24 protein-coding genes and 1 tRNA gene are annotated in these 25,557 nt (G+C 30.6%); 16 read left to right on the forward strand and 9 right to left on the reverse strand.

Translation table 11 applies throughout. From position 1 onward, the window contains the following. Window positions 1–23: 23 nt before the first annotated feature. From LX78_RS01190 to LX78_RS01200, 3 genes are read left to right on the forward strand one after another with little or no spacing between them, the layout of a single operon-like run. Complete coding sequence (locus LX78_RS01190) at window positions 24–698, forward strand: head GIN domain-containing protein (RefSeq protein ID WP_109680808.1); 675 nt, start codon at window positions 24–26, stop codon at window positions 696–698. Window positions 699–738: 40 nt separating this feature from the next. Then, window positions 739–1,422 (forward strand): LysE family translocator, encoded by a 684-nt coding sequence (locus LX78_RS01195; RefSeq protein WP_109680809.1) that lies wholly within the window; start codon window positions 739–741, stop codon window positions 1,420–1,422. Window positions 1,423–1,466: 44 nt separating this feature from the next. Further along, window positions 1,467–1,817 carry a ribose-5-phosphate isomerase gene (locus tag LX78_RS01200; protein WP_109680810.1) on the forward strand — a complete coding sequence of 117 codons (351 nt, stop codon included), beginning with the start codon at window positions 1,467–1,469 and terminating at the stop codon, window positions 1,815–1,817. 389 nt (window positions 1,818–2,206) lie between these two features. Here the strand turns inward: LX78_RS01200 and LX78_RS01205 are convergent. From LX78_RS01205 to LX78_RS01215, 3 genes are all read right to left on the reverse strand, one after another. Next, window positions 2,207–2,277 (reverse strand) — tRNA-Cys (locus tag LX78_RS01205). A gap of 50 nt (window positions 2,278–2,327) precedes the next feature. Continuing rightward, window positions 2,328–2,690 (reverse strand): dihydroneopterin aldolase, encoded by a 363-nt coding sequence (folB, locus tag LX78_RS01210; protein WP_109680811.1) that lies wholly within the window; start codon window positions 2,688–2,690, stop codon window positions 2,328–2,330. 68 nt (window positions 2,691–2,758) lie between these two features. Then, window positions 2,759–2,968 (reverse strand): zinc ribbon domain-containing protein, encoded by a 210-nt coding sequence (locus LX78_RS01215; protein WP_109680812.1) that lies wholly within the window; start codon window positions 2,966–2,968, stop codon window positions 2,759–2,761. A 99-nt stretch (window positions 2,969–3,067) separates the two neighbouring features. On the opposite strand from LX78_RS01215, the gene LX78_RS01220 reads away from it, so the two are divergent. From LX78_RS01220 to LX78_RS01235, 4 genes are all read left to right on the forward strand, one after another. Then, window positions 3,068–5,077, forward strand: coding sequence for a glutamine--tRNA ligase/YqeY domain fusion protein (locus LX78_RS01220; RefSeq protein WP_109680813.1), 2,010 nt, complete (start codon window positions 3,068–3,070; stop codon window positions 5,075–5,077). A 100-nt stretch (window positions 5,078–5,177) separates the two neighbouring features. Beyond that, complete coding sequence (locus LX78_RS01225; RefSeq protein WP_109680814.1) at window positions 5,178–5,660, forward strand: DUF1761 domain-containing protein; 483 nt, start codon at window positions 5,178–5,180, stop codon at window positions 5,658–5,660. A gap of 65 nt (window positions 5,661–5,725) precedes the next feature. Continuing rightward, window positions 5,726–6,883 carry a peptidogalycan biosysnthesis protein gene (locus LX78_RS01230; RefSeq protein WP_109680815.1) on the forward strand — a complete coding sequence of 386 codons (1,158 nt, stop codon included), beginning with the start codon at window positions 5,726–5,728 and terminating at the stop codon, window positions 6,881–6,883. Between the two features lie 91 nt (window positions 6,884–6,974). Further along, window positions 6,975–7,169 (forward strand): hypothetical protein, encoded by a 195-nt coding sequence (locus LX78_RS01235; protein ID WP_109680816.1) that lies wholly within the window; start codon window positions 6,975–6,977, stop codon window positions 7,167–7,169. A gap of 52 nt (window positions 7,170–7,221) precedes the next feature. On the opposite strand, the gene LX78_RS01240 is transcribed toward LX78_RS01235, so the two are convergent. Continuing rightward, window positions 7,222–8,145, reverse strand: a complete 924-nt coding sequence (locus tag LX78_RS01240; protein WP_109680817.1) for an SPFH domain-containing protein — start codon at window positions 8,143–8,145, stop codon at window positions 7,222–7,224. A gap of 76 nt (window positions 8,146–8,221) precedes the next feature. Between LX78_RS01240 and LX78_RS01245 the strand changes: the two genes are divergently transcribed. Further along, on the forward strand, window positions 8,222–8,905 hold the full coding sequence (locus LX78_RS01245) for a hypothetical protein (RefSeq protein WP_109680818.1): 684 nt from the start codon (window positions 8,222–8,224) through the stop codon (window positions 8,903–8,905). Window positions 8,906–8,951: 46 nt separating this feature from the next. Here LX78_RS01245 and gltX read toward each other — a convergent pair whose 3' ends face one another. Both gltX and LX78_RS01255 read right to left on the reverse strand, forming a co-directional pair. Continuing rightward, on the reverse strand, window positions 8,952–10,466 hold the full coding sequence (gene gltX / locus LX78_RS01250) for a glutamate--tRNA ligase (protein WP_109680819.1): 1,515 nt from the start codon (window positions 10,464–10,466) through the stop codon (window positions 8,952–8,954). A gap of 99 nt (window positions 10,467–10,565) precedes the next feature. Further along, window positions 10,566–11,606, reverse strand: a complete 1,041-nt coding sequence (locus tag LX78_RS01255) for an alkane 1-monooxygenase (RefSeq protein WP_109680820.1) — start codon at window positions 11,604–11,606, stop codon at window positions 10,566–10,568. A 109-nt stretch (window positions 11,607–11,715) separates the two neighbouring features. Between LX78_RS01255 and LX78_RS01260 the strand changes: the two genes are divergently transcribed. From LX78_RS01260 to LX78_RS01280, 5 genes are all read left to right on the forward strand, one after another. Further along, on the forward strand, window positions 11,716–15,135 hold the full coding sequence (locus LX78_RS01260; RefSeq protein ID WP_109680821.1) for a DUF4175 family protein: 3,420 nt from the start codon (window positions 11,716–11,718) through the stop codon (window positions 15,133–15,135). Next, complete coding sequence (ybeY, locus tag LX78_RS01265) at window positions 15,128–15,547, forward strand: rRNA maturation RNase YbeY (protein ID WP_109680822.1); 420 nt, start codon at window positions 15,128–15,130, stop codon at window positions 15,545–15,547. Before LX78_RS01260 ends, ybeY begins: the two co-directional genes overlap by 8 nt. Window positions 15,548–15,674: 127 nt before the next feature. After that, on the forward strand, window positions 15,675–17,546 hold the full coding sequence (gene mnmG, locus LX78_RS01270; RefSeq protein WP_109680823.1) for a tRNA uridine-5-carboxymethylaminomethyl(34) synthesis enzyme MnmG: 1,872 nt from the start codon (window positions 15,675–15,677) through the stop codon (window positions 17,544–17,546). Between the two features lie 65 nt (window positions 17,547–17,611). After that, window positions 17,612–18,463: a class I SAM-dependent methyltransferase gene (locus tag LX78_RS01275; protein ID WP_109680824.1), complete on the forward strand. Its 852-nt coding sequence runs from the start codon at window positions 17,612–17,614 to the stop codon at window positions 18,461–18,463. A 231-nt stretch (window positions 18,464–18,694) separates the two neighbouring features. Beyond that, on the forward strand, window positions 18,695–19,210 hold the full coding sequence (locus LX78_RS01280; protein WP_109680825.1) for an OmpH family outer membrane protein: 516 nt from the start codon (window positions 18,695–18,697) through the stop codon (window positions 19,208–19,210). Window positions 19,211–19,261: 51 nt separating this feature from the next. Here the strand turns inward: LX78_RS01280 and LX78_RS01285 are convergent, their stop codons facing one another. Both LX78_RS01285 and LX78_RS01290 read right to left on the reverse strand, forming a co-directional pair. Then, on the reverse strand, window positions 19,262–20,182 hold the full coding sequence (locus LX78_RS01285; protein WP_109681348.1) for a diacylglycerol/lipid kinase family protein: 921 nt from the start codon (window positions 20,180–20,182) through the stop codon (window positions 19,262–19,264). Window position 20,183: 1 nt separating this feature from the next. Next, window positions 20,184–21,338, reverse strand: a complete 1,155-nt coding sequence (locus LX78_RS01290) for a DNA polymerase III subunit (protein ID WP_109680826.1) — start codon at window positions 21,336–21,338, stop codon at window positions 20,184–20,186. A gap of 74 nt (window positions 21,339–21,412) precedes the next feature. Here LX78_RS01290 and LX78_RS01295 point away from each other — a divergent pair, with 74 nt between their 5' ends. From LX78_RS01295 to LX78_RS01305, 3 genes are all read left to right on the forward strand, one after another. Next, on the forward strand, window positions 21,413–22,600 hold the full coding sequence (locus LX78_RS01295; protein ID WP_109680827.1) for a phosphoglycerate kinase: 1,188 nt from the start codon (window positions 21,413–21,415) through the stop codon (window positions 22,598–22,600). 87 nt (window positions 22,601–22,687) lie between these two features. After that, a complete protein-coding gene (locus LX78_RS01300; RefSeq protein ID WP_109680828.1) occupies window positions 22,688–24,280 on the forward strand; it encodes a LysM peptidoglycan-binding domain-containing protein in 1,593 nt (530 codons plus the stop codon). 28 nt (window positions 24,281–24,308) lie between these two features. Next, window positions 24,309–25,286, forward strand: coding sequence for a DUF4837 family protein (locus LX78_RS01305; RefSeq protein WP_109680829.1), 978 nt, complete (start codon window positions 24,309–24,311; stop codon window positions 25,284–25,286). Window positions 25,287–25,369: 83 nt separating this feature from the next. On the opposite strand, the gene LX78_RS01310 is transcribed toward LX78_RS01305, so the two are convergent. After that, window positions 25,370–25,552, reverse strand: a complete 183-nt coding sequence (locus LX78_RS01310; protein WP_007647261.1) for a Sec-independent protein translocase subunit TatA/TatB — start codon at window positions 25,550–25,552, stop codon at window positions 25,370–25,372. Between the last annotated feature and the right edge of the window lie 5 nt (window positions 25,553–25,557).

Below are 25,557 nucleotides of genomic sequence, written 5' to 3' on the forward strand. Positions count from 1 at the left end.
ACCTTTATAAAAAATTAATCCACATGAAAAATATAGTAACAATTGCATTAATATTAGTATCAACTGTATTTTTTGCACAAAGTCCAATTACTACAACAGTAGGTAAATTTAAAGAACTTAAAGTTTACGATTTAATAGATGTTAATTTAGTACCATCAAACGAAGACAAAATTATTATTTCTGGTAAAAACACAGATAAAGTGGTTTTTGTTAATAAAAATGGTGTTTTAAAAATAAAGATGAGTATTGATGCACTTTATAATGGAGATGATACAACAGTTACTTTACATTATACTGGAGTAGATATTTTAGATGTTAACGAAGGAGCGTCTATTTCTTCTAATGATACAATTAAACAATTCGAAATAAATTTAAATGCTCAAGAAGGTGGAACTATTGAGGTTAGTTTAGATGTATCATATACTAATGTTAAATCCATATCAGGAGGGAATATAAAAGCTTCTGGAGTTTCAAAAAACCAGAATATATCTATAAAAACTGGTGGTGTTTATAATGGTAAAGAACTTAAAACGGAAACAACAGATGTTACTGTTACAGCTGCTGGCGAAGCACGTATACATGCAAGTGGTTTAGTAACTGCTAAAGTAACAGCTGGTGGTAATGTGTATATTTATGGAAACCCTAAATCTGTAGATGAAAGTAAAGTTATGGGAGGAAATATAAAACGTATGGATTAAATCCATAGAGATTTCCTAAATTTGTGTAAACACCATATGTATGCAAGATGCTATTCTTAAAGCAATTCCCTTCGGTATACTATTATCGTTCACTATTGGACCTGTTTTTTTTGTGCTATTAGAAACTAGTGCAACAAAAGGTTTAAAAAGTGCTTTAATATTCGATTTTGGTGTTATTATAGCAGACATATTCTTTATAGTTGTTGCATTTTATAGTACTACTAAACTTTTAGATAAAATAAAAGACGACCCAAATTTTCTTATTTTTGGAGGTGTTCTACTAGCTGTGTATGGGTTTATTTCTTTTATAAAAACCTCAAAATCTTTTCGAGATATTGTTAGAGAATATCATACTGTCGAAATAAAAAAGAAATTTGGAAAACTATTTATTAAAGGATTTCTACTTAATTTTATTAACGTTGGTGTGCTTTTAGGCTGGCTAGGTTTTATAGTTATAGGTAATTCTTTAACAGAAACTAATCAAGAACTTTGGGTATTTCTAGGAACCATATTAGCAGTTTATTTTTTAGTAGATTTACTTAAAATTATAGCTGCAAAAACCCTTAAAAGCAAATTAACTCCTAGACGTATTTTTAAAACTAAAAAAATAGTCTCATTAGTTATTTTAGGATTTGGTATTTTATTACTAGTACAAGGATTTTTTCCTGAAGAGAAAGAACTAATTAAAGATAAGCTAGAACAAATTAATCCTATTAAAAAGTAAATAGTATTATCATACATTAGTTAAGCTTTTATTTACTTTATAAAATGCCAAAAGTCCAATATCATATTTATGTTGTAGAACTATCTAAACGTGTTTTTACAGAAAACCGAAAATTTAGAGAAGCCAATCCGCAATTTAATGGTGTTTTAGAATGTTTATATGTTGGCATTACAAGTAAAACACCAAAAGAAAGATTTGAACAACATAAAACTGGATATAGAAACAAAAAAGGATACAAACTTTCCTCGAATATTGTTGAAAAATATGGTTCCTATTTAAGACCAAGCCTCTACAATCACATAGATCCAATGAGCTCCAGAGCAGAAGCCCTTAAAATGGAAGAACAATTAGCTTTAGAATTAAGAAGACAACGTTACGCTGTTTGGTACAACTGATTTATCTTAAAAACTTATAATAAAAAACCTTTAAGTTTATCTTGAAGGTTTTTTTGGTGTCGATTTTAAATATTATTAAACGCTATAGCTGGTGTATAAACTTCAATTAATTTTTTTAAAAATTAGCATAAAAAAAAGAGCTACTGTTAAGTAACTCTTTCTTGAGGTGTCGAGTGAAAAATATTTTACACGCTTTAGATGGTGTATTAACTTTAAATAAATTTTTATAAAAATTAGATATAAAAAAACCTCCAACTTAATTTGAAGGTTTCTTGAGGTGTCGTTTTAATAAACATTCTTACAAGCTGTAGATGGTGTGCAAATTTTAATTAATTTTTCTTAAAAATTTAAAATAAAAAAAACCTCCAAACAATGTTTAAAGGTTTTTGAGGTGTCGAGCGGATTCGAACCGCTGTAGATGGTGTTGCAGACCACTGCCTAGCCACTCGGCCACGACACCTAATAAGACAGCAAATGTAAAAAAAATAAAGTTTTTACACTATTCAGAACTTACTTTTTACGCTTTTCTGTCATTTTTATTGTAACCATTTCAACATCACCACCAATAGGAGGGTTTAGTTTACTAACTTTAACAGTGGCTTTGGTAATATGTCCATCTTCAATAAATATTCTTCCTAAAATACGCTTAGCAACTGTTTCAAGTAGATAAGAAGGAATTTGCATTTCTTCTCTTACAATTTTATTTAAAAAAACATAATCTACTGTATCACTTAAGCTATCAGATTTTGCTGAAGTTTGTAAATTTGCTTTTACTTCTAAATCTACGCGATAATCACTACCAATTGCTGTTTCCTCTTTTAAACAGCCATGATGTGCAAAAATGCGTATATTTTCAACTTTTATTATTCCCATATCACAAAAATACTATTCAGAACGTCACTTCGAAATAAATTCTAAAAGAAATTAATATATAGAAGTTATTAATTTGTAAAAAAGTCAAAAATATTAGTTATGCTGCTTGTTTTTGCTTTAAAAAATTCTGTATAAGTGCATTTTGTACAGGTTACAGAAGTAAATTTTTTGTTTTGTATGTTAAAAAGTTTTGTAAAAAGACCTCCTGTTGCTTGCATTTGATCCATTTCGTAAGTACGATTATGGCATTTTGGACACTCGTAATTTCTATGTTGCATGATTTAAGTTTTAATTATAGGTATGAAAAACCATTCAGATGTTACAATTAGTCTAAAATTACCTAATTTTGTGCTTCATATTTCGAATAGAGAATATTTATGTCTGAAGAATCAAAATCACTCAATTTTATTGAGCATATTATAGAAGAAGATTTAGCTAATGGCTTAAAAAAAGAAGCCTTACGTTTTCGTTTTCCACCAGAACCAAATGGGTATTTACACATTGGTCACACGAAAGCTATTGGTATTAGTTTTGGTTTAGGTGAAAAATATAACGCTCCTGTAAACCTTCGTTTCGACGATACCAATCCAGCAAAAGAAGAGCAGGAATATGTAGATGCTATTAAAGAAGATATTTCTTGGTTAGGCTATAAATGGGCTAATGAGCTGTATTCTTCAGATTATTTTCAGCAGTTATACGATTGGGCAGTTCTGTTAATCAAAGAAGGTAAAGCCTATGTAGATTCGCAATCTAGTGAAGCTATGGCTGAACAAAAAGGAACACCTACACAACCAGGAATTGATGGTCCATATAGAAACCGAAGTATTGAAGAAAATTTAGATTTATTTCAACGTATGAAGGATGGCGAATTCAATGAAGGGACTCACGTGCTTCGTGCAAAAATAGACATGCAACATCCAAACATGTTGATGCGTGATCCTTTGATGTATAGAATTTTAAAGAAAGCGCATCATAGAACTGGAACCGATTGGTGTATTTATCCTATGTACGACTGGACACATGGCGAAAGCGATTATATAGAACAGATTTCTCATTCTCTTTGTTCGCTTGAATTTAAGCCTCACAGAGAGCTTTATGACTGGTTCAAGGACCAAGTATATAAATATCAACCAGAAGCGCTTCCAATGCTTCCAAAACAACGTGAGTTTGCACGTTTAAACTTAAGTTATACCATTATGAGTAAACGTAAGTTGCTTAAATTGGTAGAGGAGAAGATTGTATCAGGTTGGGACGATCCTAGAATGCCTACTATTTCAGGACTTCGTCGTCGAGGTTATACGCCAAATTCCATTAGAAAATTTGTAGAAACCGTAGGTGTTGCAAAGCGTGATAATGTGATAGATGTAGCATTATTAGAATTTTGTATTCGCGAAGATTTAAACAAAACAGCTCCAAGAGTGATGGCTGTTTTAGATCCAGTTAAGGTAGTAATCACCAATTATCCTGAAAACAAAGTAGAATGGCTGGAAGCTGAAAATAATCAAGAAGATGAATCTGCTGGATTTAGAAAAGTGCCTTTTTCTCGTGAAATTTATATTGAAAAAGACGACTTTAAGGAACAAGCTGGCAATAAATATTTTAGACTAACTCTAGGAAAACAAGTGCGTTTAAAAAATGCATATATCATTAAAGGCGAAAGCGTTGTTAAAGATAATCAAGGACATATTACAGAAATTCATTGTACATATACTGAAGATACTTCCATAAAAGTAAAAGGTACTTTGCATTGGGTCTCTATTTCTCATGCTATAAAAGCTGAAGTTAGAGAGTATGATCGATTGTTTTTAGACGAAGCTCCAGATGCACATCCAGACAAAGATTTTATGGACTTTATAAATCCTGAATCCTTAAAAATAGTTGAGGCTTATGTAGAACCTAGTTTAGCAGATGCCAAAGTAGGAGACAGGTTCCAATTCCAACGTTTGGGTTATTTTAATGTAGATAATGATACGACATCAGAAAAACTTATTTTCAATAAAACAGTTGGGTTAAAAGATTCTTGGGCAAAGCAACAACCAGCCCAAAATAAGAATCAAAACCAACAGCAACCAAAACAAAATATTCCACAGAGAAAAGCTATTGATGTTATTCAGCAATTAGGAAAAAAATACACCAATCTACCTGAAGCAAAACAGCAAAAAGTAAAAGCTGAAATATTAGAACTTGCTAATAAAGTTAGTTACGAAGAATTAGAGCCTTTGTTTAATACAGCCGTTAAAAAGGTTGGAACACGTATTGCTGCTATGTTAGCTTTAAGTGTTCTAATTAAAAATGGGCAAGAGAAAAACTCTGCTGTTGTTGAGTTTATTGAGAAAGCTTTAGACGATAAAAATGAGCTTTTAGTAGCTGAAGCTAAAGCGATTTAAAAGTAAAATATAAAACAAATTAAAGCCTTGAAGATATTGATTTTGAGGCTTTTTTGTTTATTTTAAGTATCTTTAGCAAACTAACTAACAATCTCAAATTATGGAAATTAATTTTTTAGCAATTATTGCTGCTGCAATTTCAGCTTTAGTTGTTGGGTTTATTTGGTATAACCCAAAAGTGTTTGGAAACGCATGGATGCAAGCTGCAGGCATGAGTGAAGAAAAAATTAAAGGTGGAAATATGGCTAAAATTTTTGGTTTAGCTTTATTTTTTGCAATTCTTTTAGCATTCTCGCTACAATTTTTAACTATTCATCAAACTGGTGCTTTAGGAATGATTGGAGGAGATCCAGCTACAGCTCTTCCATCTTATAACGCTTTTATGGCTGATTATGGTACTGCTTTTAGAACTTTTAAACATGGAGCGTTACATGGAACAATTGCAGGTTTATTTATTGCTCTACCAATAATTGGAACTAACGCACTATTTGAGCGTAAAAGCGCAAAATACATTTTTATTAATTCAGGCTATTGGATTGTTACACTCGCAATTATGGGTGGCATTGTTTGTGGCTGGGTCTAATTTTGTAATGATTTAACTTATTTAAAGACTGAAAGATTTTATTTCAGTCTTTTTCATTTTTCACTTTGATAAACTTTAAAATCTTTAATTCTTCTAAGCAATTACCTCTTGAATGGGATGGTTTTGTTATAGAAGATATTTTTCTACAAACGGCTTATTTTAAATCTTTAGAACAGGCCTCTCCAAAAAATATATCTATGAATTATGTTGGAGTTTTTAAAGACGAAACTCTTGTTGGTATTGCTATTATTCAGCGTGTGGAATTATATTTAAAAGATATGTTTAGAAATGAAACAGATTCTTTTTTTGTTGAAAATTTTAAAAACGGGGTTTCAAAACTCTTAAAAGGAAACTTGCTTGTTGCTGGTAATTTGACTCATACTGGACAACATGGTTTGTATTTTAATATTGAAAGTATTTCACAAAAAGAGTTTTTATTTCAAATCTATCAAGCAATCCTTCAACTTAAAAAAGAGATAAAAATTAAAGATAAAAAGCGAATTCGAATGATAATGTTGAAAGACTTTTTTTTCGATGATGCTGTACATCAAGAATTTGATTTATTTAGTGAGAATCAAATTCATAAGGTGACTGTTCAGCCCAACATGATTATGGAAGTTAAAACCCATTGGAACCATTTTGATGATTATTTAGCCGATTTAAATAAAAAGTATCGAGACAGATTTAAATCAGCCAGAAAAAAAGCTAAAAATATTGAAAAGAGAGAATTAGATTTAGAAGACATCAAAGAAAATTCCCCATTGCTTCACAAGCTTTATAAAAACGTTTCAGATAATGCAAAAATTAATACGTTTATACTACCAGAGAATCATTTTTACAGCTATAAAAAACATCTGGATGAGAATTTTAAAGTTTTTGCTTACTATTTAGATAATAAGCTGATTGGCTTTTACAGTTTAATTTTAAATAAGACAGAATTAGAAACCTATTTTTTAGGTTACCACAAAGAACATCAATATACAAATCAGTTATATCTTAACATGCTTTACGATATGGCTTCTTTTGGTATTGAAAACAATTTTTCTTCAATTGTTTATGCAAGAACAGCTATGGCGATTAAAAGTTCGGTTGGCGCACATCCTAAAAAAATGTTTATTTATATGAAACATACTAATTGGGTTATGAATACGCTATTAAAATATATTTTTAAACTAATGAACCCAAAACAAAACTGGGAAGAACGACACCCATTTAAATTTTAAAATACATCATTTTCAAAATCTTATAATTTTGAAAGATTAGCTATTTTCACTATCTTTTAAGTTCTTATAGTATAAGAATAATATAAAAAACGTGAAAGAGTTACTAGCAGAAATATCAGAGTTATTACTTTATATTAAGAAGAAGTATCCAGTTAGTTATAAATATTTAGACGAAAACCCGATTACTATTCCTAATATAGAAAACCCAAACATATCTACTGTAGAGTTGGAAAAATATTTAGCACTTTTAAAAGATTTAATAGCTAAAAGAGAAAATAAAAATTAAAAACCTCCAACTTTTATAATTGGAGGTTTTTTGTATTGTTTGTAATATTAAACTAGTCTTCTTTTTTCTTATTGGTATTCTTCATGGCTTCCCCAATTTGATTACTTGCTGTAAAACTTGCAACCATATCGTTTAACATATTGCTTCCAGCTTGAGGAGAATTTGGTAATAAAATTAAATTCGTGTTTGTTTCACTTCCAATAGCTTGTAAGGTATCGTAATGTTGCGTTACCACAATTAATGCAGATGCTTCTTGACTATTAATTCCTACACGATTCAGGACGTCAACAGACTCTTCCAGACCTCTAGCAATTTCACGTCGTTGGTCTGCAATTCCTTGTCCTTGTAAACGTTTACTTTCAGCTTCAGCTTTTGCTTTTTCAACAATTAATATTCTGGCAGCATCACCTTCAAATTGCGCAGCAATTTTTTCACGTTCTGATGCGTTAATTCGGTTCATGGCTTGTTTTACCTGAGCATCTGGATCTATGTCTGTAACAAGCGTTTTTATAATATCGAAACCATAATCAGACATGGCATCGTTTAGTTCAGCTTTTACGGCTAAAGCAATATCATCTTTTTTAACAAATACATCGTCTAATTTCATTTTTGGAACTTCAGCTCGAACCACATCAAATACATAACTGGTTATTTGTTCGTGTGGATAATCTAGCTTGTAAAAAGCATCATATACCTTTTCTTTAATAACTTTATATTGCACAGATACTTTTAATCTAACAAATACATCATCTAAGGTTTTTGTTTCAATGATAACATCTAATTGTTGGATTTTTAAACTCAATCTTCCAGCTATTCTATCAACTAAAGGAATTTTTAATTGTAAGCCAGATTGACGAATGCTTTGAAATTTTCCAAAACGTTCTACAATAACTGCTGTTTGTTGTTTTACTATAAAAAACAAAGAGATAAAAATAAACAAACAAAGGATTATAATAGGGATAGATAGAATGGACATAATAGGATTTTTTAAGGTTGTAAAATAATTGACTACTAATTTAAGTTATATTTGTCACAATCTCATAAAAACAATTATGCAAAAAAGACAACTTATATTATTAGTAGCAATATGTATTGGTTTTGTTACAGTTTCGTTTGGACAACATAAAACATATAGAATTCAAAACGGTTTTGGAATCTATGGAGGTATTACACAATATGATATTATTACAGACAATTTTACCACAAAGAAAGACAATGGATGGCAAGCTGGAGCTTCAGCAACGGTTGATATTCCTCATAAATGGTACAATGTAAGTTACACCATTCAATTATCTGAAAACCATGTTGGCATAGCTGCAAGACCACTTCCAATTAGTTTAAGTGAAGAGTTTGTAGATTATAAAATATTTACGGCTCAAATTGCTTTATTGATGCATGTTAAATTGATACAAAGCTTTTTAACCATTGATGTTGGACCTATGATTCAATATAACGGAGACATGGAAATGAAAGACAAAGCGTACGAGAATTATATTATTAACTCTTACGATAACTTATTAGCTAAAGACATTAAAGACATTACTAATTTTAATGTGGATGGAGCTATAGGAGTTTCGGCTGGATATGCTTTTTTTAGATTAAAAGCTCAATATATTTATGGGTTTACTAATATGTTAAATAAATTAAACGATAGTAATTTAGACCTCACTGGAAACGATAAAAAGATTAAAGGAAACCAATCGATGTTTGCTTTTACAGCTATGATTACGTTTTAATAGAATAAAGATATGAGAAAAAAAGCGACCATTAGGTCGCTTTTTTTTATGATAACGTATGAATCAAATTCTCAATACGTCGTATACTTTCATTTTTCCCAATTAAATACATAATATCGAAAACATCTGGTCCTTGTAAGGCACCAACCAATGCTAAACGCAAAGGCATCATGACTTTTCCAAAACCTATTTCTTTTGAAGCAATCCAGCCCTTAATCGCTGTTTGAAGGCTTTCTACAGAATAATCTTCAACATTAGAAATAACTGATATGAGTTCTTTCATTAATTCTGAAGAATCTTCTTTCCAGGCTTTTTTAACAGCTTTTTCATCTAAATCTGAAGGTGTTTCGAAGAAAAAATGACCTAAATCCCAAAAATCGGTTACAAAAGTAGCTCGTTCTTTTATGAGATTGATAGCCATAGCAATGTAGTTAACATCAATATCTTTTAATTCTGTAAAAAGCGATTTAAATTGTTCTGCAAGGTCAACGTTGTCTTGCTCTTGCATATAATGATGGTTAAACCATTTTATTTTATCTGGATCAAAACGTGCTCCAGCTTTGTTAACACGACTTAAATCGAAAGCTTGAATCAATTCCTCCAAGCTAAAAATTTCTTGTTCAGTTCCTGGATTCCATCCCAAAAAGGCTAAAAAGTTTACAACAGCTTCAGGAAAATAACCATCTTCTCTATAACCACGAGACACTTCGTCTGTTTTATGGTCTTTATATGCTAATGGAAATACAGGAAAACCTAATTTATCGCCATCACGTTTGCTTAATTTTCCTTTACCTGTAGGTTTTAATATAAGTGGTAAATGCGCAAATTCAGGAGCTTTCCAGCCAAATGCTTTATATAATTGATAATGTAAAGCTAAAGAAGGCAACCATTCTTCACCACGAATAACATGTGAGATTTCCATTAAATGGTCGTCCACAATATTTGCTAAATGATATGTTGGCATGCCATCGCTTTTAAACAAAACTTTATCGTCTAATACATTGGTATCAATCGTAATATTTCCACGAATAATATCTGTTAAATGCAAGGTTTCGTCTTGAGGTGATTTAAAACGAATCACATAATCTTCGCCAGCATCAAGTTTTTCTTGAGTTTCCTCAGCTGAAAGTGATAAAGAATTATCTAACTTCAAACGGTTATGCCAATTATAGATAAAGGTTTTACCTTTTTCTTCATGATCTTTTCTATGAAAATCTAAAGCTTCAGAAGTATCAAAAGCATAATAAGCATTTCCAGAAGCAATAAGTTTATCAGCATATTCTTTATATATATGCTTACGCTCGCTTTGTCTGTAAGGGCCAAATTTTTCATTTTTCCCTGGACCTTCATCAAAAGAAATTCCACACCAATTTAAAGATTCTACTATGTAATTTTCAGCACCTTCAACATATCTATTTTGATCTGTATCTTCAATTCTTAGGATAAAAGTTCCGTTGTGTTTTTTAGCAAAAAGGTAGTTGAAAAGGGCTGTTCTAACACCTCCAATATGTAAAGGTCCTGTTGGACTTGGTGCAAAACGCACTCTAACTTGTTTTGACATTTTGTTTCGTTTGAAGTTGCAAAGATAGATTTTTGAAGTTTTAAGTTCAAAGTTTAAAGTTTAAAGTTTCTCAAAAGGCAAACCAGAACTGAAAACAAGTCAAGAAATCATTTCACGTGGAACACGCTTATTCATTATATTAAACCACAAAGGAGGAAAGAGCGAGATAACCATTGAAGCTGGATAGCCATATGGCATTTGAGGGCTATCTTCATAACTGTCCAAAATTTGATATTTTTTAGACGATTTATAATGATGATCGCTATGTCTTGTCAGTTCATAAAGTACGATACGTCCTATAGCATGATTGGAATTCCAAGAATGTATTTCACGAACACGTTCGTATCTTCCTGAAGGTAATTTTAAACGCAATAAACCATAATGTTCAATATAATTAACAGTTTCTAACAAAATAAAACCAACAATTCCAGAAGCAAGAGCAAATAAGAATCCGATTGTTCCAAAAAAGACAAAAATAAGTATGAGATAACTTAGTTGAAAAATGCCATACCAAAGCATGTCGTTTTTAACAGAAAAGAAGGGTTTCTTATTATTTTTTAAAAGCATTTTCTGAATCTTCCAAGAATTAAAATATTGTCTAAATGTGGAAGTAAACCAAAAAGAATAAACTGTTTGATTGTATTTTGCTGTAGCTGGATCTTCAGGAGTTGCTGCATGTAAGTGATGACCAAAATTATGCTCTATATAAAAGTGCATATAAAATGATGGAAGCAGTAAAGCTTTGCCTAAAAAGCGTTCGTTTGTTGTTTGTCTGTGGCCAAGTTCATGAGCGACATTGATTCCGTTAACGGCTAAAACAATACCAACGGAAAAAATCAATCCAATAAATTCAAACAATTCTAAATGAATTGTAGAAACTGTTATTAAAGCAAACAAAACCAACCCATAAACTACTGGAAGATTTAAGTACAATAACCAATCGAACAGTTTGTTTTTAAGTTTTGTGGTAACTTCTTCTGGAGTTGGATTAGAAGTATCCATCGGAAATAACAAATCAAGTGTAGGTAAGATTATAAACGCATAAACTGGAGTTAAAAACACAAAAGAGCCTTTAAAATAGACACCAATAAATGCCATAATTGGAATAGATAAAGCAGCTAAATATTTCAAATCTTTCATAAAATGGAATCTTTCACTGAAAATTAACTAAGTTTTACCAAATCTAAACAATTCAGAGTAAAAATAATATTGTAGTTTTATTGGTTAAGACAACATGCATATAATTTACATGACAAAATTTGCAGACATACAATTAAAATTAGAGCAATTTATTAAGCGATTTTATGCAAATGAATTGCTTAAAGGAGCTATTCTCTTTTTTGCTATTGGATTTTTGTATCTTTTATTCACACTTTTTGTGGAATATGTATTGTGGTTAAATCCAACAGCCAGAACCATTTTGTTTTGGGTATTTATTGGTGTGGAGTTGGCGTTGTTTTATAAATTTATTGCTATACCATTGGCGAAGTTATTTAAACTCCAAAAAGGGATTGATTTTAAAGAAGCATCAAAAATTATTGGAAACCATTTCCCTGAAGTTAACGACAAGCTTCTTAATATGCTTCAGCTTAAAGACGATTCAGCCGAATCGGAATTATTACTGGCAAGTATCGAGCAAAAATCTACCGAATTACAGCCTATTCCCTTTAAACTAGCAGTCAATTTTAAATCGAATTTAAAGTATTTAAAATACGCAGCCATTCCTGTTATTATTCTGCTTCTAACTTTTGTAACAGGGCATATTAATTGGTTTAGCGACAGTTATAATCGTGTTGTAAATTACAAGACAGCCTACGAGCCACCAGCACCTTTTCAATTTTTTGTTATAAATGAAGATTTAAATGTAATTGAAAATAAAGATTTTAAATTAATGGTTTCTACAGTTGGAGAAGTTGTTCCCGAAAATGTAAAAATTACTTTTAATAACGAATCTTATTTATTACAACAAGTAAACTCAGGGAATTTCGAATATGTTTTTTCAAAACCTAAACAGAATGTAGAGTTTCAACTTTCTGCTAATAATGTTATCTCTAAGCCATACGAACTTCTAGTAACCGAAGTACCGAGTTTGCTTGGCTTTGATATGGTTTTAGACTATCCATCATATATTAAAAAAACAGATGAGGTTTTAAAAAGCACTGGAAACGCAGTTGTTCCACATGGAACAAACATTACCTGGAAATTACAAACAAAAGCGACCAATCAAGTACAATGGATTTCAAAAGATACAACGCTATTAACTAAAACAGATTCAGATAATTTTGAAATAACAAAACAAATCTTTAATCAAACAATCTATAGTTTAAGCACAAGCAATAAAAACATAAATAATTACGAAACATTAGCATTTCAAATAGAAGTAATAAAAGACGAATATCCAGAACTTAATATAAAAATGGCTGTTGATAGTTTAGATCAGCAATCCCTTTATTTTCATGGTCAAGCGAGCGATGATTATGGTTTGAGTAAACTTCAATTAGTATATTATCCTGCAGAAAATGAAGCAGATAAACTAATAGAACCAATTTCAATTACCTCTTCAAATATTGCAGAATTTATAAGCGCATTTCCAAATCAGTTACAACTAAAAGAAGGAATAAGTTATAATTTATACTTTCAAGTGTTTGATAATGATGCCTTAAATAGATTTAAAAGCACTAAAAGTAATGTTTACTCTTATAGAAAACTTACTAAAGAAGAAGAAGAGGAAAAGCAATTAGAACAACAAAACGAAACCATTCAGGATTTAGATAAATCTATGGAGAAGCTTGAAGAAAGACAAAAAGAATTAGAGTCTTTATCTAAAACCCAAAAAGAAAAATCTGAACTTAATTTTAATGATAAACGTCAGTTAGAAAATTTCCTTAAACGTCAAGAACAACAAGAGGAAATGATGAAAAACTTCAATAAGAAATTGCAAGAAAACTTAGAGGATTTTCAAAAAGAAAATGAAAAGGAAGACACTTTTAAAGAAGATTTAAAAGAACGCTTAAAAGACAATGAAGAGCAATTAAAAAAAGACGAAAAGCTACTTGAAGAATTAGAAAAACTTCAAGAAAAGATAAATAAGGAAGAGTTAACAGAAAAGCTAGAAAAATTAGCCAAGCAAAACAAAAATCAGAAACGAAGTTTAGAGCAATTACTAGAGTTAACTAAGAGGTATTATGTAGCAAAAAAACTAGAAAAACTTCAGAAGGAATTAGAAGACTTAGCTGAAAAACAATTAGAGCTTTCTAACGAAACAAAAGAAAACAACACAAAAGAAAAGCAGGATGAATTAAATAAAGAATTTGACGACTTTAAAAAAGAAATGGAAGACCTTCAAAAAGAAAATGATGACTTGAAGCAACCAATGAAGATACCTGACGATGAAAAGCAAAAAGAAGACATTAAAAAAGATCAAGAAGCAGCGTCAGATGAATTAGAGAAAAAAGAAGAAAACGAAGAGCAGAATCAAGAACAAGATGCTCAGGAAAACCAAAAGAATGCTTCTAAAAAGCAAAAGCAAGCTGGTCAGAAAATGAAAAACATGAGTGAGAAAATGCAGGCTAGCATGCAAATGATGGGAGGAGGAGAACAAATGCAGGAAGATATTGAGATGCTTCGTCAGATATTAGACAACTTAATTGTCTTTTCATTAGACCAAGAAGCCTTAATGAATCAGTTTAAAGTTATTGAAGTTAATCATAATAAATATGCTACATATCTTAGAAAGCAATACACATTAAAAGAGCACTTTTCTCATATTGACGACAGTTTATTCGCGTTATCGTTAAGGCAACCTAAGCTATCAGAATTTGTAAATAAGGAAATTTCTGAAGTGTTTTATAATATAGATAAATCTTTAGACCAATTTTCTGAAAATAGAATATTTCAAGGTGTTTCTAATCAACAGTATACGATTACTGCTGCTAATAATTTAGCCGATTTTTTAAGTAACATAATGAATTCTATGCAAATGCAGGCTAGTGGTCAAGGTCAAGGCCAAGGACAGCCAGAACAAGGACTTCCAGATATTATTATGAGCCAAGAGGAGCTTAACAAGCAAATGCAAGATGGCATGAAGAAAAGTCAAGAAGGAAAGCCAAAAGATGGAGAAGAAGGTAAAGAAGGTGAAAAAGAAGGTGAAGAAGGAGAGTCTGGAAAGGAAGGTAAGGATGGTAAAGAGGGTGAATCTGGAAAAGAAGGGAAAGAAGGAAAACAACAAGGTGAAGGTGAAGGTTCTATGTCTGAAGAAATGCATGGCGAATTATTTCAAATTTACCAAAGACAACAACAAATTAGACAAGCTTTAAAAGACAAGTTGGCAAAAGAAGGTATTAATCCAAATGCAAATAATTTATTAAAGCAAATGGAAGATGTTGAAATGGATTTATTGAATAAAGGTTTTACACAGCGTACTTTAGAAAAAATGATGAATTTACAACATCAATTATTAAAACTAGAAAATGCAACCTTTCAGCAAGGTATGGATACAAAAAGAAAATCTGAAAGCAATAAAAAACAGTTTGATAACAATACAAATAATCAAATTCCAACTGCTAAAGAATATTTTAATACCAATGAAATTTTAAACAGACAAAGTTTACCTTTGCAACCAGTTTATAATAAAAAAGTACAAGAATATTTTAAGCAGGAAAATGATTAGTTTTAATTCGGAAAACACCTTTAACATAGATAACGAAGAGCACTTAAGTGAATGGCTAGAGCAAGTAATTTTAAGTGAAGATAAAAAGTTAGGAGAAATAAATTTTGTTTTTTGTAACGATGATTATTTACACAAAATGAATGTTGAATTTTTAAATCACGACACTCTAACAGACATAATAAGCTTCGATTATACTGTAGGAAAAATAATACAAGGAGATGTTTTTATCTCTACTGAAAGAGTAGCAGATAACGCATTGGATTTTAAAGTTACATTCGAAGAAGAATTGCATCGAGTTATGGTTCATGGTATTTTACACTATTGTGGCTACAAAGACAAAACAGAAGCAGACGCGACTATCATGCGAAGCAAAGAAAATCATTATCTACAGTTGCTAGCTAATATTCAGTAAATCAGCGTATATTTGCAAACTTAAAATTATTTTAACTGAAATTGTTTCACGTGGAACAATTTTTAATTCTGTATTATTTCAGAAAAGATGAAAGTAATTTTTAATATTAAAGAATAAAGAAATTATCATGTTTCAAACAGAGTATGACGTTATAGTAGTTGGTGGAGGACATGCAGGAAGCGAAGCTGCTGCAGCTGCTGCCAATATGGGAAGCAAAACATTACTTGTTACCATGAATTTACAAAACATTGCACAAATGTCTTGTAATCCTGCTATGGGAGGAATTGCTAAAGGCCAAATTGTTCGTGAGATTGATGCACTTGGTGGTTATAGTGGAATTGTAAGCGATACATCTGCTATTCAGTTTAAAATGCTAAATAAATCTAAAGGACCTGCTATGTGGAGTCCTAGAGTTCAAAGTGATCGTATGCGTTTTGCTGAAGATTGGCGCTTAATGTTAGAAAACACACCAAATTTAGATTTTTATCAAGAAATGGTTTCTGGTCTTATTGTGGAGAATAATATTGTAAAAGGAGTTAAAACATCTCTTGGATTAGAAATAAAAGCCAAGTCTGTTGTGTTAACAAATGGCACTTTTCTAAATGGATTAATACATATTGGAGATAAAAATTTTGGTGGAGGAAGAGCAGGTGAAAAGGCGGCTACTGGAATTACAGAACAATTGGTAAGTTTCGGTTTTGAATCTGGTAGAATGAAAACAGGAACACCTCCAAGGGTTGATGGAAGATCTTTAGATTATTCAAAAATGATTGAACAACCAGGAGATGAAAATCCTGAAAAGTTTTCTTATTTAGATATTACTAAACCTCTTACAAAACAACGTTCTTGTTTTATGAGTTATACAAGTCCGGAAGTTCACGATTTACTTCGTGAAGGATTTGAAAGATCACCAATGTTTAACGGAAGAATAAAAAGTCTAGGACCTAGATATTGCCCATCGATTGAAGATAAAATAAATCGATTTGCAGACAAAGATAGGCATCAGTTATTTATTGAACCAGAGGGATGGAATACGGTTGAAATGTATATCAATGGTTTCTCGACTTCTTTACCTGAAGATGTTCAATTTAAAGCTTTAAGTTCTGTAGCAGGATTTAAAAACGTGAAGTTTTTTAGACCAGGTTATGCTATTGAATACGATTATTTTCCACCAACACAATTACAGCATACTTTAGAGACTAAGCTAATTGAAGGTTTGTATTTTGCTGGTCAGATTAATGGAACCACAGGTTATGAAGAAGCAGCATCGCAAGGGCTGATGGCAGGAATAAATGCAGCTTTAAAAATTCAAGAAAGAGAGGCATTTATTTTAAGTAGAAGCGAAGCATATATTGGTGTTTTAATTGACGATTTAATTACTAAAGGAACAGAAGAGCCTTATCGTATGTTTACTTCTCGAGCAGAATACAGAACTTTATTGCGTCAGGATAATGCAGATTTTAGATTAACTCCAAAAGCATTTGAGCTAGGTTTAGCATCAGAAAAGAGGTTAAAACGCATGGAGGAAAAACAGAATAAGGCTGAAGCATTTGTTATGTTTTTTGCAGACACTAGTGTGAAACATGAAGAGATAAATCCTATTTTAGAATCTAAAGACTCAGCTTTAATGAAGCAATCTGATAAGATGCAAAAGATTTTTTCTCGTCCAAATATCACCATAGACGATATGCGAAAAGTAGCTTCGGTTGAGACCTATATTCAAGAAAATAATCTAGATAACGAAGTAATAGAACAAGCAGAAATTCAAATAAAATATTCTGGTTATATTGAAAAGGAAAAGAATAATGCTGATAAATTAAATAGATTAGAAAATATTAAAATCCCTAAAAATTTCGATTATTCTAAGCTTAAATCTATGAGTTTAGAAGCAAGAGAAAAACTAAACAAAATACAACCTGTAACTATTTCTCAAGCATCAAGAATTAGTGGTGTTTCTCCTAGCGATGTGTCTGTGCTTTTAGTTTATATGGGAAGATAGATGCAAATTATTTATAAATGTTTCACGTGGAACATTTAATTTCTGAAGAGCAGAAACCTTAATTTATGAGTAAAAAGAATGTGTATTTAGAAGTAAAAGATTACTCTGTTTCTGGAGAAGAATTTCAACTTTTACATAATTTGGAATTAGATATGTTAGAAACTTTTCCTCAACCAAAAGAGGATAAGTTACCAGATTATTATAAAACCGAAGATTATATTTCGCATACAGATTCTAAAAGAAACCTCTTTGAAAAAGTATATCATCTAGTTAGATCTATTTCATTAAAACGGAAATTAAACTTAATTAATTCGTTCAATTCAACAGAAAAAAATCTTTTAGATGTTGGTTGTGGCACTGGAGATTTTTTAAAAATTGCATTAAATAATAATTGGAACGTTTCAGGAATTGAGCCAAATCCAGATGCAAGAAAAATTGCAAATTCTAAAACAAATAATTCTGTATTTGAAATCGATCAATTATTAAAATTTAAGCCTAATAGTTTCGATGTAATTACACTTTGGCATGTGTTAGAACATTTGCCAAATTTAGATAACCATTTATCAGTTTTTAAACAGTTATTAAAAGCTAATGGAACATTAATTATTGCTGTTCCTAATTTTAAAAGTTTTGATGCTTTGTATTACAAAAACTTTTGGGCAGCTTTTGATGTGCCAAGACACCTTTGGCATTTTTCGCAACAATCCATTTCAAAATTAGTTTCTAAGAAAGAAATGAAAGTTACAAAAACACTTCCTATGACTTTTGACTCTTTTTATGTTAGTATGCTTTCAGAAAAATATAAAAAAGGATCCTTAAATATTTTTAATGCGTTTCGTGTTGGATTGCTATCAAATTTAAAAGCTAAACGCTCTGGAGAGTATTCTTCTTTAATTTATGTTATAAAAAACAAGTAATACTTAATTTTAAACTTCGTGCAAGCAGATTTTAACCTCAAACGATTACTTGTTACTATTTTTTTTAAAAGTATCTTAAATGGCTTAAAACAAAGCAATATCTAATAAAGATTAACTATAGCTTAATTAAGCATTAATAAATTTACCTTATAGTGTAAATTATGTGTAATTTTTAAAAACTATCAAGTTTACTTTTTTACATTTGCGCCATAAAAAATAAAATAACAAAAAATGAAAAACATATTTATAGTTGTATTAGCAATTGCAACTTTAGTTTCATGTGAGCAATCACTTAAAACAGGATTTATTGATAATTCAGAAGTAATCAATAATTATCAAGAGAAATTAGATATTGAAGCTAAATATAAAGCTAAGATTGAAGCATTTCAAAAAAGAACGGATAGCACAAGTAAAGCGTTTCAAATGGAAGCTCAAGAATTCCAATTAAAAGCACAAAGTTTACCAGATGCTCAAGCGCAAAAAGAATACCAAGTATTAAGTCAGAAACAACAAATGCTACAACAACGTATTCAATTTGAAGAGCAACAAATCCAACAAGAAAGTCAAGTTGAAATAGACTCTTTAATTTCTAAAGTAAAGAACTTTGTTTCAGATTATGGAAAAACAAATGGTTACTCTTATATTTTTGGAAGTAATGAAGGTGGATCTGTTATGTATGGAGCTGAAGAAAACGAAGTGACTCAAATAATACTTGATGCATTAAATGCCGAGTATAAAAAAGACTAAATTCTAAAATTAATTTAGAAAACGCCAAACGAAAGTTTGGCGTTTTTTTGTTTAACAGTAAAACGAAAAGGCTTTTGGAATTATTGAAATCTCTAAATTTCCCGTACCAATTAATTCTCCATCAGCTTGAATATATGGTTTGTTAATATCTGTTATTACAACACTAATTGTTTTGCTTTTATAGGTTTCTACTTTTTTATGATTTGTAATCTTACCATTAAAAAGATTCACGACATTTTTAAGAATATCTATCTTTCCTATATTTTTTACTATACTAATATCAAGCAAACCATCAAACGGATTTGGTGTTTTTGTTAATTGCATACCTCCTCCAGAATATTGACAAATACCGATTAAAATCATTAATGTTTTAGATTCAATAATAGATGAATTGACACGAACTTTAGAATGGAAATTTTTAAAAGAAAACAATCCTAAAAGCGCTCCAGAAAGATAAGCAATAGCTCCAAGATGCTTGTATTTATTGACTTTGCTAACCACAAAACCATCAAAACCAATTCCTGCAAGATTTATAAAATATGTTGGATCTTTGTCTATATTATTAAGAATAATTTTACCAACATCTTGTATTTTTAAATGCCCATTTTTAATAGTTTGAATGGCATTTTCTAAGTTGTTAGAAACACCATGAGTTTTAACCCAATCGTTTCCAGTTCCAATAGGAATAACACCAATATGAACTTGATTATAAGGTACTTTATTTTGGAGCATAATACCATTTACAATATTATGCAAGGTGCCATCTCCTCCAATACAGATAATCCTGTTAAACCCTTGAATAATAGCATTTTGAACTAATTCAATGCTATGGTTTTTGTGTTTAGTAAATTCAAATTCAAACTCAAATTTATAAGTTTTTAAAAGCTTTTCAATCTCAGGCCATTTTTTCTTGCTTGCTCCATTTCCAGAAGTAGGATTAATAATAACAAACCATGAGTTAGAGTTTGCCATTTTAAGCATCTTTTTTATGAAGTAATCTGGTAAGTTTTATAGAAAGATCTGTAAGAATTATTTTAGAATTACCATTGCGTTCAATATGATAAATAGCGTCTTGCAGCTCTTGAGTAATTTCTACAATATTATTACCATGTACAAAAGGAGCAAAATTCTTTAGATTGAAACCTTCTTCTTTAGTTTCTATATAAACCAAATTGTTTGCTTGATAATTCATAAGCATGGCTTGTCTAAAAAAGGTCATGCAAAATTGTAAAAACTGTTTCTGTGTTTCTCTACCTGTTTTAGAGATGTCTTCGCTCCAGGAAATTAAATCGTGTATGGCGCTTTTATTTCCTTTGGCTTTAAATGCACTTCTAATCCAGAAAATAAACCATTTTTCAAAAGGTGTGTCTTCACTATCATGATAGACTAAATCGCATGCTTTATTATAATTTCCATTAGCTTGGTGTGCAATTTTTGTAGCTATGGTATTTTCTAAACTATAATTTTTTATAATAGCATCTTTAATAACATCTTCGGCTAAAGGAGGAAAATGTAACACTTGACATCTAGATCTAATAGTGTTAATAATTTGTTCTTCGTCTTCGGCAATAAGGATAAAAACCGTTTTACTTGGTGGTTCTTCTATTAGTTTTAATAATTTATTTGCGGCCGATGTATTCATTTTTTCAGCCATCCAAATCAGCATGACTTTGTAACCACCTTCATAAGATTTTAAGGCTAAAGATTTTACAATTTCAGAAGCTTCATCTACACCAATTTGACCTTGTTTATTATCTACACCAAGCTTTTTATACCAATCAAACAAGTTTCCATAAGGTTGTTCGGCTAGAAGTTCTCTCCATTCTTCTAAAAAATAATTAGAAACAGGATGCTTTTTTACCTTATCGTTTGTAGCAACAGGAAATGCAAAATGTAAATCTGGATGAGAAAAATGTTCAAATTTTAAATTACAAGAATCGTTTCCACCTGTATTTTCACCATTTATGTTTTTACATAATAAATATTGTGCATAAGCAATAGCCATTGGCAATGTGCCACAACCTTCAGGACCTACAAAAAGTTGCGCATGTGGAACACGACCATTTTCGGCACTTTGTGTTAAATGGGTTTTTATATGTTCTTGACCAAGAATTTCATGAAATTGCATAAGGCAAAGATAACAGAAATCATCTCTTTTTTTTGAAATGAAAAAATTATATTTGTCTCTTAAAATTTGATTTTATGAAAACACTAAATGACTTTAATTTCGAAAACAAAAAAGCCCTTATTCGTGTAGATTTTAATGTGCCTTTAAATGATGAATTTAAGGTTACAGATGCTACAAGAATTTTATCTGCAAAACCAACTATTATTAAAATTCTTGAAGATGGAGGGTCTTGTATATTAATGTCTCATTTAGGAAGACCTAAAGGTGTAGATGAAGCATTTTCATTAAAACATATAGTAGATAAAGTAGAAGATATTTTAGGTGTAGAAGTAATATTCGCTTCAAATTGTATTGGAGAAGAGGCTACTAATGCTGCAAATAATTTAGAAGCTGGACAAATATTATTACTTGAAAATTTACGATTTCATGAAGAAGAAACAGCTGGAGATGTAGATTTTGCAAAACAACTTTCAACCTTAGGAGATATATATGTAAATGATGCTTTTGGTACTGCGCATAGAGCACATGCTTCTACAACTATAGTGGCTCAATTTTTTCCAGACAACAAGTGTTTTGGATATTTACTTGCTCAAGAAATTGAAAGTATAGAAAAGGTAATGAAAACAGGAGAAAAACCTGTTTGTGCAATTCTTGGAGGAGCAAAAGTGTCTTCTAAAATCACGATTATTGATAATATTTTAGATAAAATAGATCATTTAATTATTGGTGGAGGCATGACCTTTACTTTTATAAAAGCTCAAGGAGGAAAAATTGGAAGCTCCTTAGTTGAAGACGATAAAATGCAGTTAGCTAAAGAAATATTGGAGAAAGCTAAATCAAAAAACGTACAAGTACATCTTCCTGTAGATGCTATTATTGCTGATGCTTTTAGTAATAATGCACATACAAATACATGTGATATTAACAATATTCCAGATGGTTGGATGGGATTAGATATTGGGCCAAATACCGAAGAGCTATTTGCACAAGTTATTAAAGATTCTAAAACTATTTTGTGGAATGGACCTTTAGGTGTTTTTGAATTTGCAAATTTTGCTAAAGGAACCATAGCTTTAGGTTATGCTATAGCAGAAGCCACAAAAGAAGGCGCATTTTCTCTTGTTGGTGGTGGAGACTCGGTTGCAGCAGTAAAACAGTTTGGTTTTGAAGACAAAGTAAGTTATGTAAGTACAGGTGGAGGAGCTATGTTAGAAAGTCTTGAAGGGAAAACACTACCTGGAATTGCAGCCATATTAGATTAAGACTTTAATATTGTATATTTATAATTGTTATTAAAGTAAGAATTTAATAGTAATTACGTTTTCCGTTTAATAAACATATTAAGCCCTATGTATTTATATAAAACCTTAACCTTTTTATTTATTTTAAGCATTAGTATTACATATGCTCAAGATTCTTTAGTTACTAAAAAGAAAGCAAGCAAACTTTCAGACTCAGAGCTAGTTGCTGGAGAAAAGTATATAGTAGATACAATTATAGATGGTAAAACATTATATAAATTACAAATTGAAGCTATTCCAAAAATTTCAGAATTAGATTCTTTAAAAGATCATGAGCTGGCACAACAATTTGATGAGAAGTGGTTGGAAGAATTATATAACAACAGTTTGTACGATACCATCTACAAAACGGTTTCGGAGTTAGAATATAATGACATTGATTATCCAGAACTTTCAACAGATACTTTAAAAGCTAGGCTTAAAAGATTAGATGCTAAAACACCTTTTAATGTTGCATATAATCCATCTTTAGAAAGCGTTATTAAAAACTTTTTAAAAAATAGAAGGTCTTATTTTGAACGTATTATGGGTTTAAGCTATTACTATTTCCCAATGTTTGAGCGAGAGTTTGATGCTAAAGACATTCCTCTTGAGATGAAATATTTAGCCATAGTAGAATCTGCTTTAAAACCCAGAGCTAAATCTAGAGTTGGTGCAACAGGCTTATGGCAATTTATGTTTGCTACTGGAAAGCAATATGGATTAGATGTTAGTAGTTATGTTGACGAACGTAGTGATCCAATAAAATCTACAAAAACTGCAGCTGTATATTTATCTAAATTGTATGAGATTTTTGGAGATTGGGATTTGGCATTAGCAGCATATAATTCTGGTCCAGGTAATGTGTCTAAAGCTATTCGACGTTCTGGAGGTTATGAAAACTATTGGAACATTCGTCATAATTTGCCAAGAGAAACAGCTGGATATGTTCCAGCGTTTTTAGCCACTATGTATATTTTTGAGTATGCAGATGAACACGGATTTAAACCTGAAAAACCTTTATTTCATATTATAGAAACAGATACCATTAGAGTGAAACAATTAATTACTCTCGATCAAGTTTCTGAAGCAACTGAAGTACCAATTGAAGAACTTCAGTTTTTAAATCCTTCATATAAATTAGATATTATACCATATATAGAAGGCAAAAATTATTATTTAAGATTACCAAGAACAGCTATAGGGAGTTTTGTAAATAATGAGGAAGCAATTTATGCATCTGCCAAAGCAGAAATTGATGAAAAAGAAAAACCTTTACCTCAATTTTTTGAATCGCAATCTAAAATTAGTTATCGTGTAAAGAGTGGCGATAATTTAGGGTTTATTGCTAGAAAATATAGTGTTAGAGTTAGCGACTTAAAAAAATGGAATGGCTTACGTAGTAATAATATTAGAATTGGACAAAGACTAACTATTTATCCAAGAAATCCTGCAGCAAGTCAAGCTTCAACAGTAAATAAAACAGCTAACACCACCACTTCATCAAGTGGAGCAAGCATATATACAGTTAAAAGTGGAGACTCTCTTTGGAGTATCTCTCAAAAATTTCCAGGAGTTTCTGTTCAAAATATTCGAGATTGGAACGATATTAGTGGGAATAACTTAAAGCCAGGAATGAAACTTAAAGTTTCTAAAGGTTAAGCTTTAAAACCAACAAAATTTCAAACACATGAAACAATCACTTTTATTATTGTCATTTTTATTCATTTTTAGTTGTGGAAATAAAAAATCTTCAAACCAAAAAATCTTATCAGATTCTTCAGGAAACATTAATAATTTATCGGTTGTTATAGATAACAATCTTTGGGAAGGAAATGTTGGCGAAGCTATTAGAGATGTATTAGCCGCACCATTAGATGGCTTACCTCAAGATGAGCCATTATTTAACATGAGTCAGATTCCACCTGCTGTTTTTTCTGGATTTGTTACACATAATAGAACGGTTTTTAAAGTAGAAAAAGGAGGAGAAGCATCAGTAAAAATAGCTTCAGATGTTTTTGCAAGACCTCAAAAATTAGTCTTGATTACTGGCAAAACAAACGAAGAAATAATACAACAGATTCAAGAGAATTCTCAAAAAATAATTGCAGCTTTTAAAAGTGAAGAAATTAAAGAAAAACAAAGACGTATAAATTTATCTCTTCATAAAAACAATAACTTGAAAGCTAAATTAGGTGTTTCTTTAAATTTTCCAACAGCATATAGAATTGCTAAAGAAGAAGATGATTTTTTCTGGATAAGAAAAGATATTACTACAGGAACAACCAATTTAATGATATTTGAATTGCCTTATAATGCCGTAAAAAAAGGAGACAGTTTGGTGGATCAAATTATAAAATTAAGAGACTCTATTGGGCAAGCTCATATTCCAGGACCAACAGAGGGAACTTATATGATAACAGAAGAAGCTTATGCTCCTGCAGTTTTCGAAACTATTATTGATAACAAACCAGCTATTGAAACAAAAGGGCTTTGGGATGTTAAAAATGCCTTTATGTCTGGACCATTTATTAACTATATTATTGACGATGAAATTAATAATAGACTATTAGTTATAGAAGGTTTTGCATTTGCGCCTTCTGTAGAAAAAAGAGATTATATGTTTGAGTTAGAAGCTATTATTAGATCGCTTAAAATAGAAAATTAAGATTATTAGATAAAATAAAAATCACAAAAAAGCCCAACAAATAAATAATATTTGTTGGGCTTTATTTCGTTATAATAAGAACACTATTCTTTTGTGTCTTTTGTTTTGTCTTCTTCTTTGCTAGCGTCTTTAAATTCTTTAATTCCACTACCTAGGCCACGCATTAATTCTGGTATTTTTTTCCCACCAAATAATAATAACACAATAACAACTATTAATGCTATTTGCCATGGTCCAATTGCTAAGGGTAACATATATAAACTCATATTGA

This window comes from Xanthomarina spongicola (assembly GCF_003148645.1).
Lineage (GTDB): Bacteria > Bacteroidota > Bacteroidia > Flavobacteriales > Flavobacteriaceae > Xanthomarina > Xanthomarina spongicola.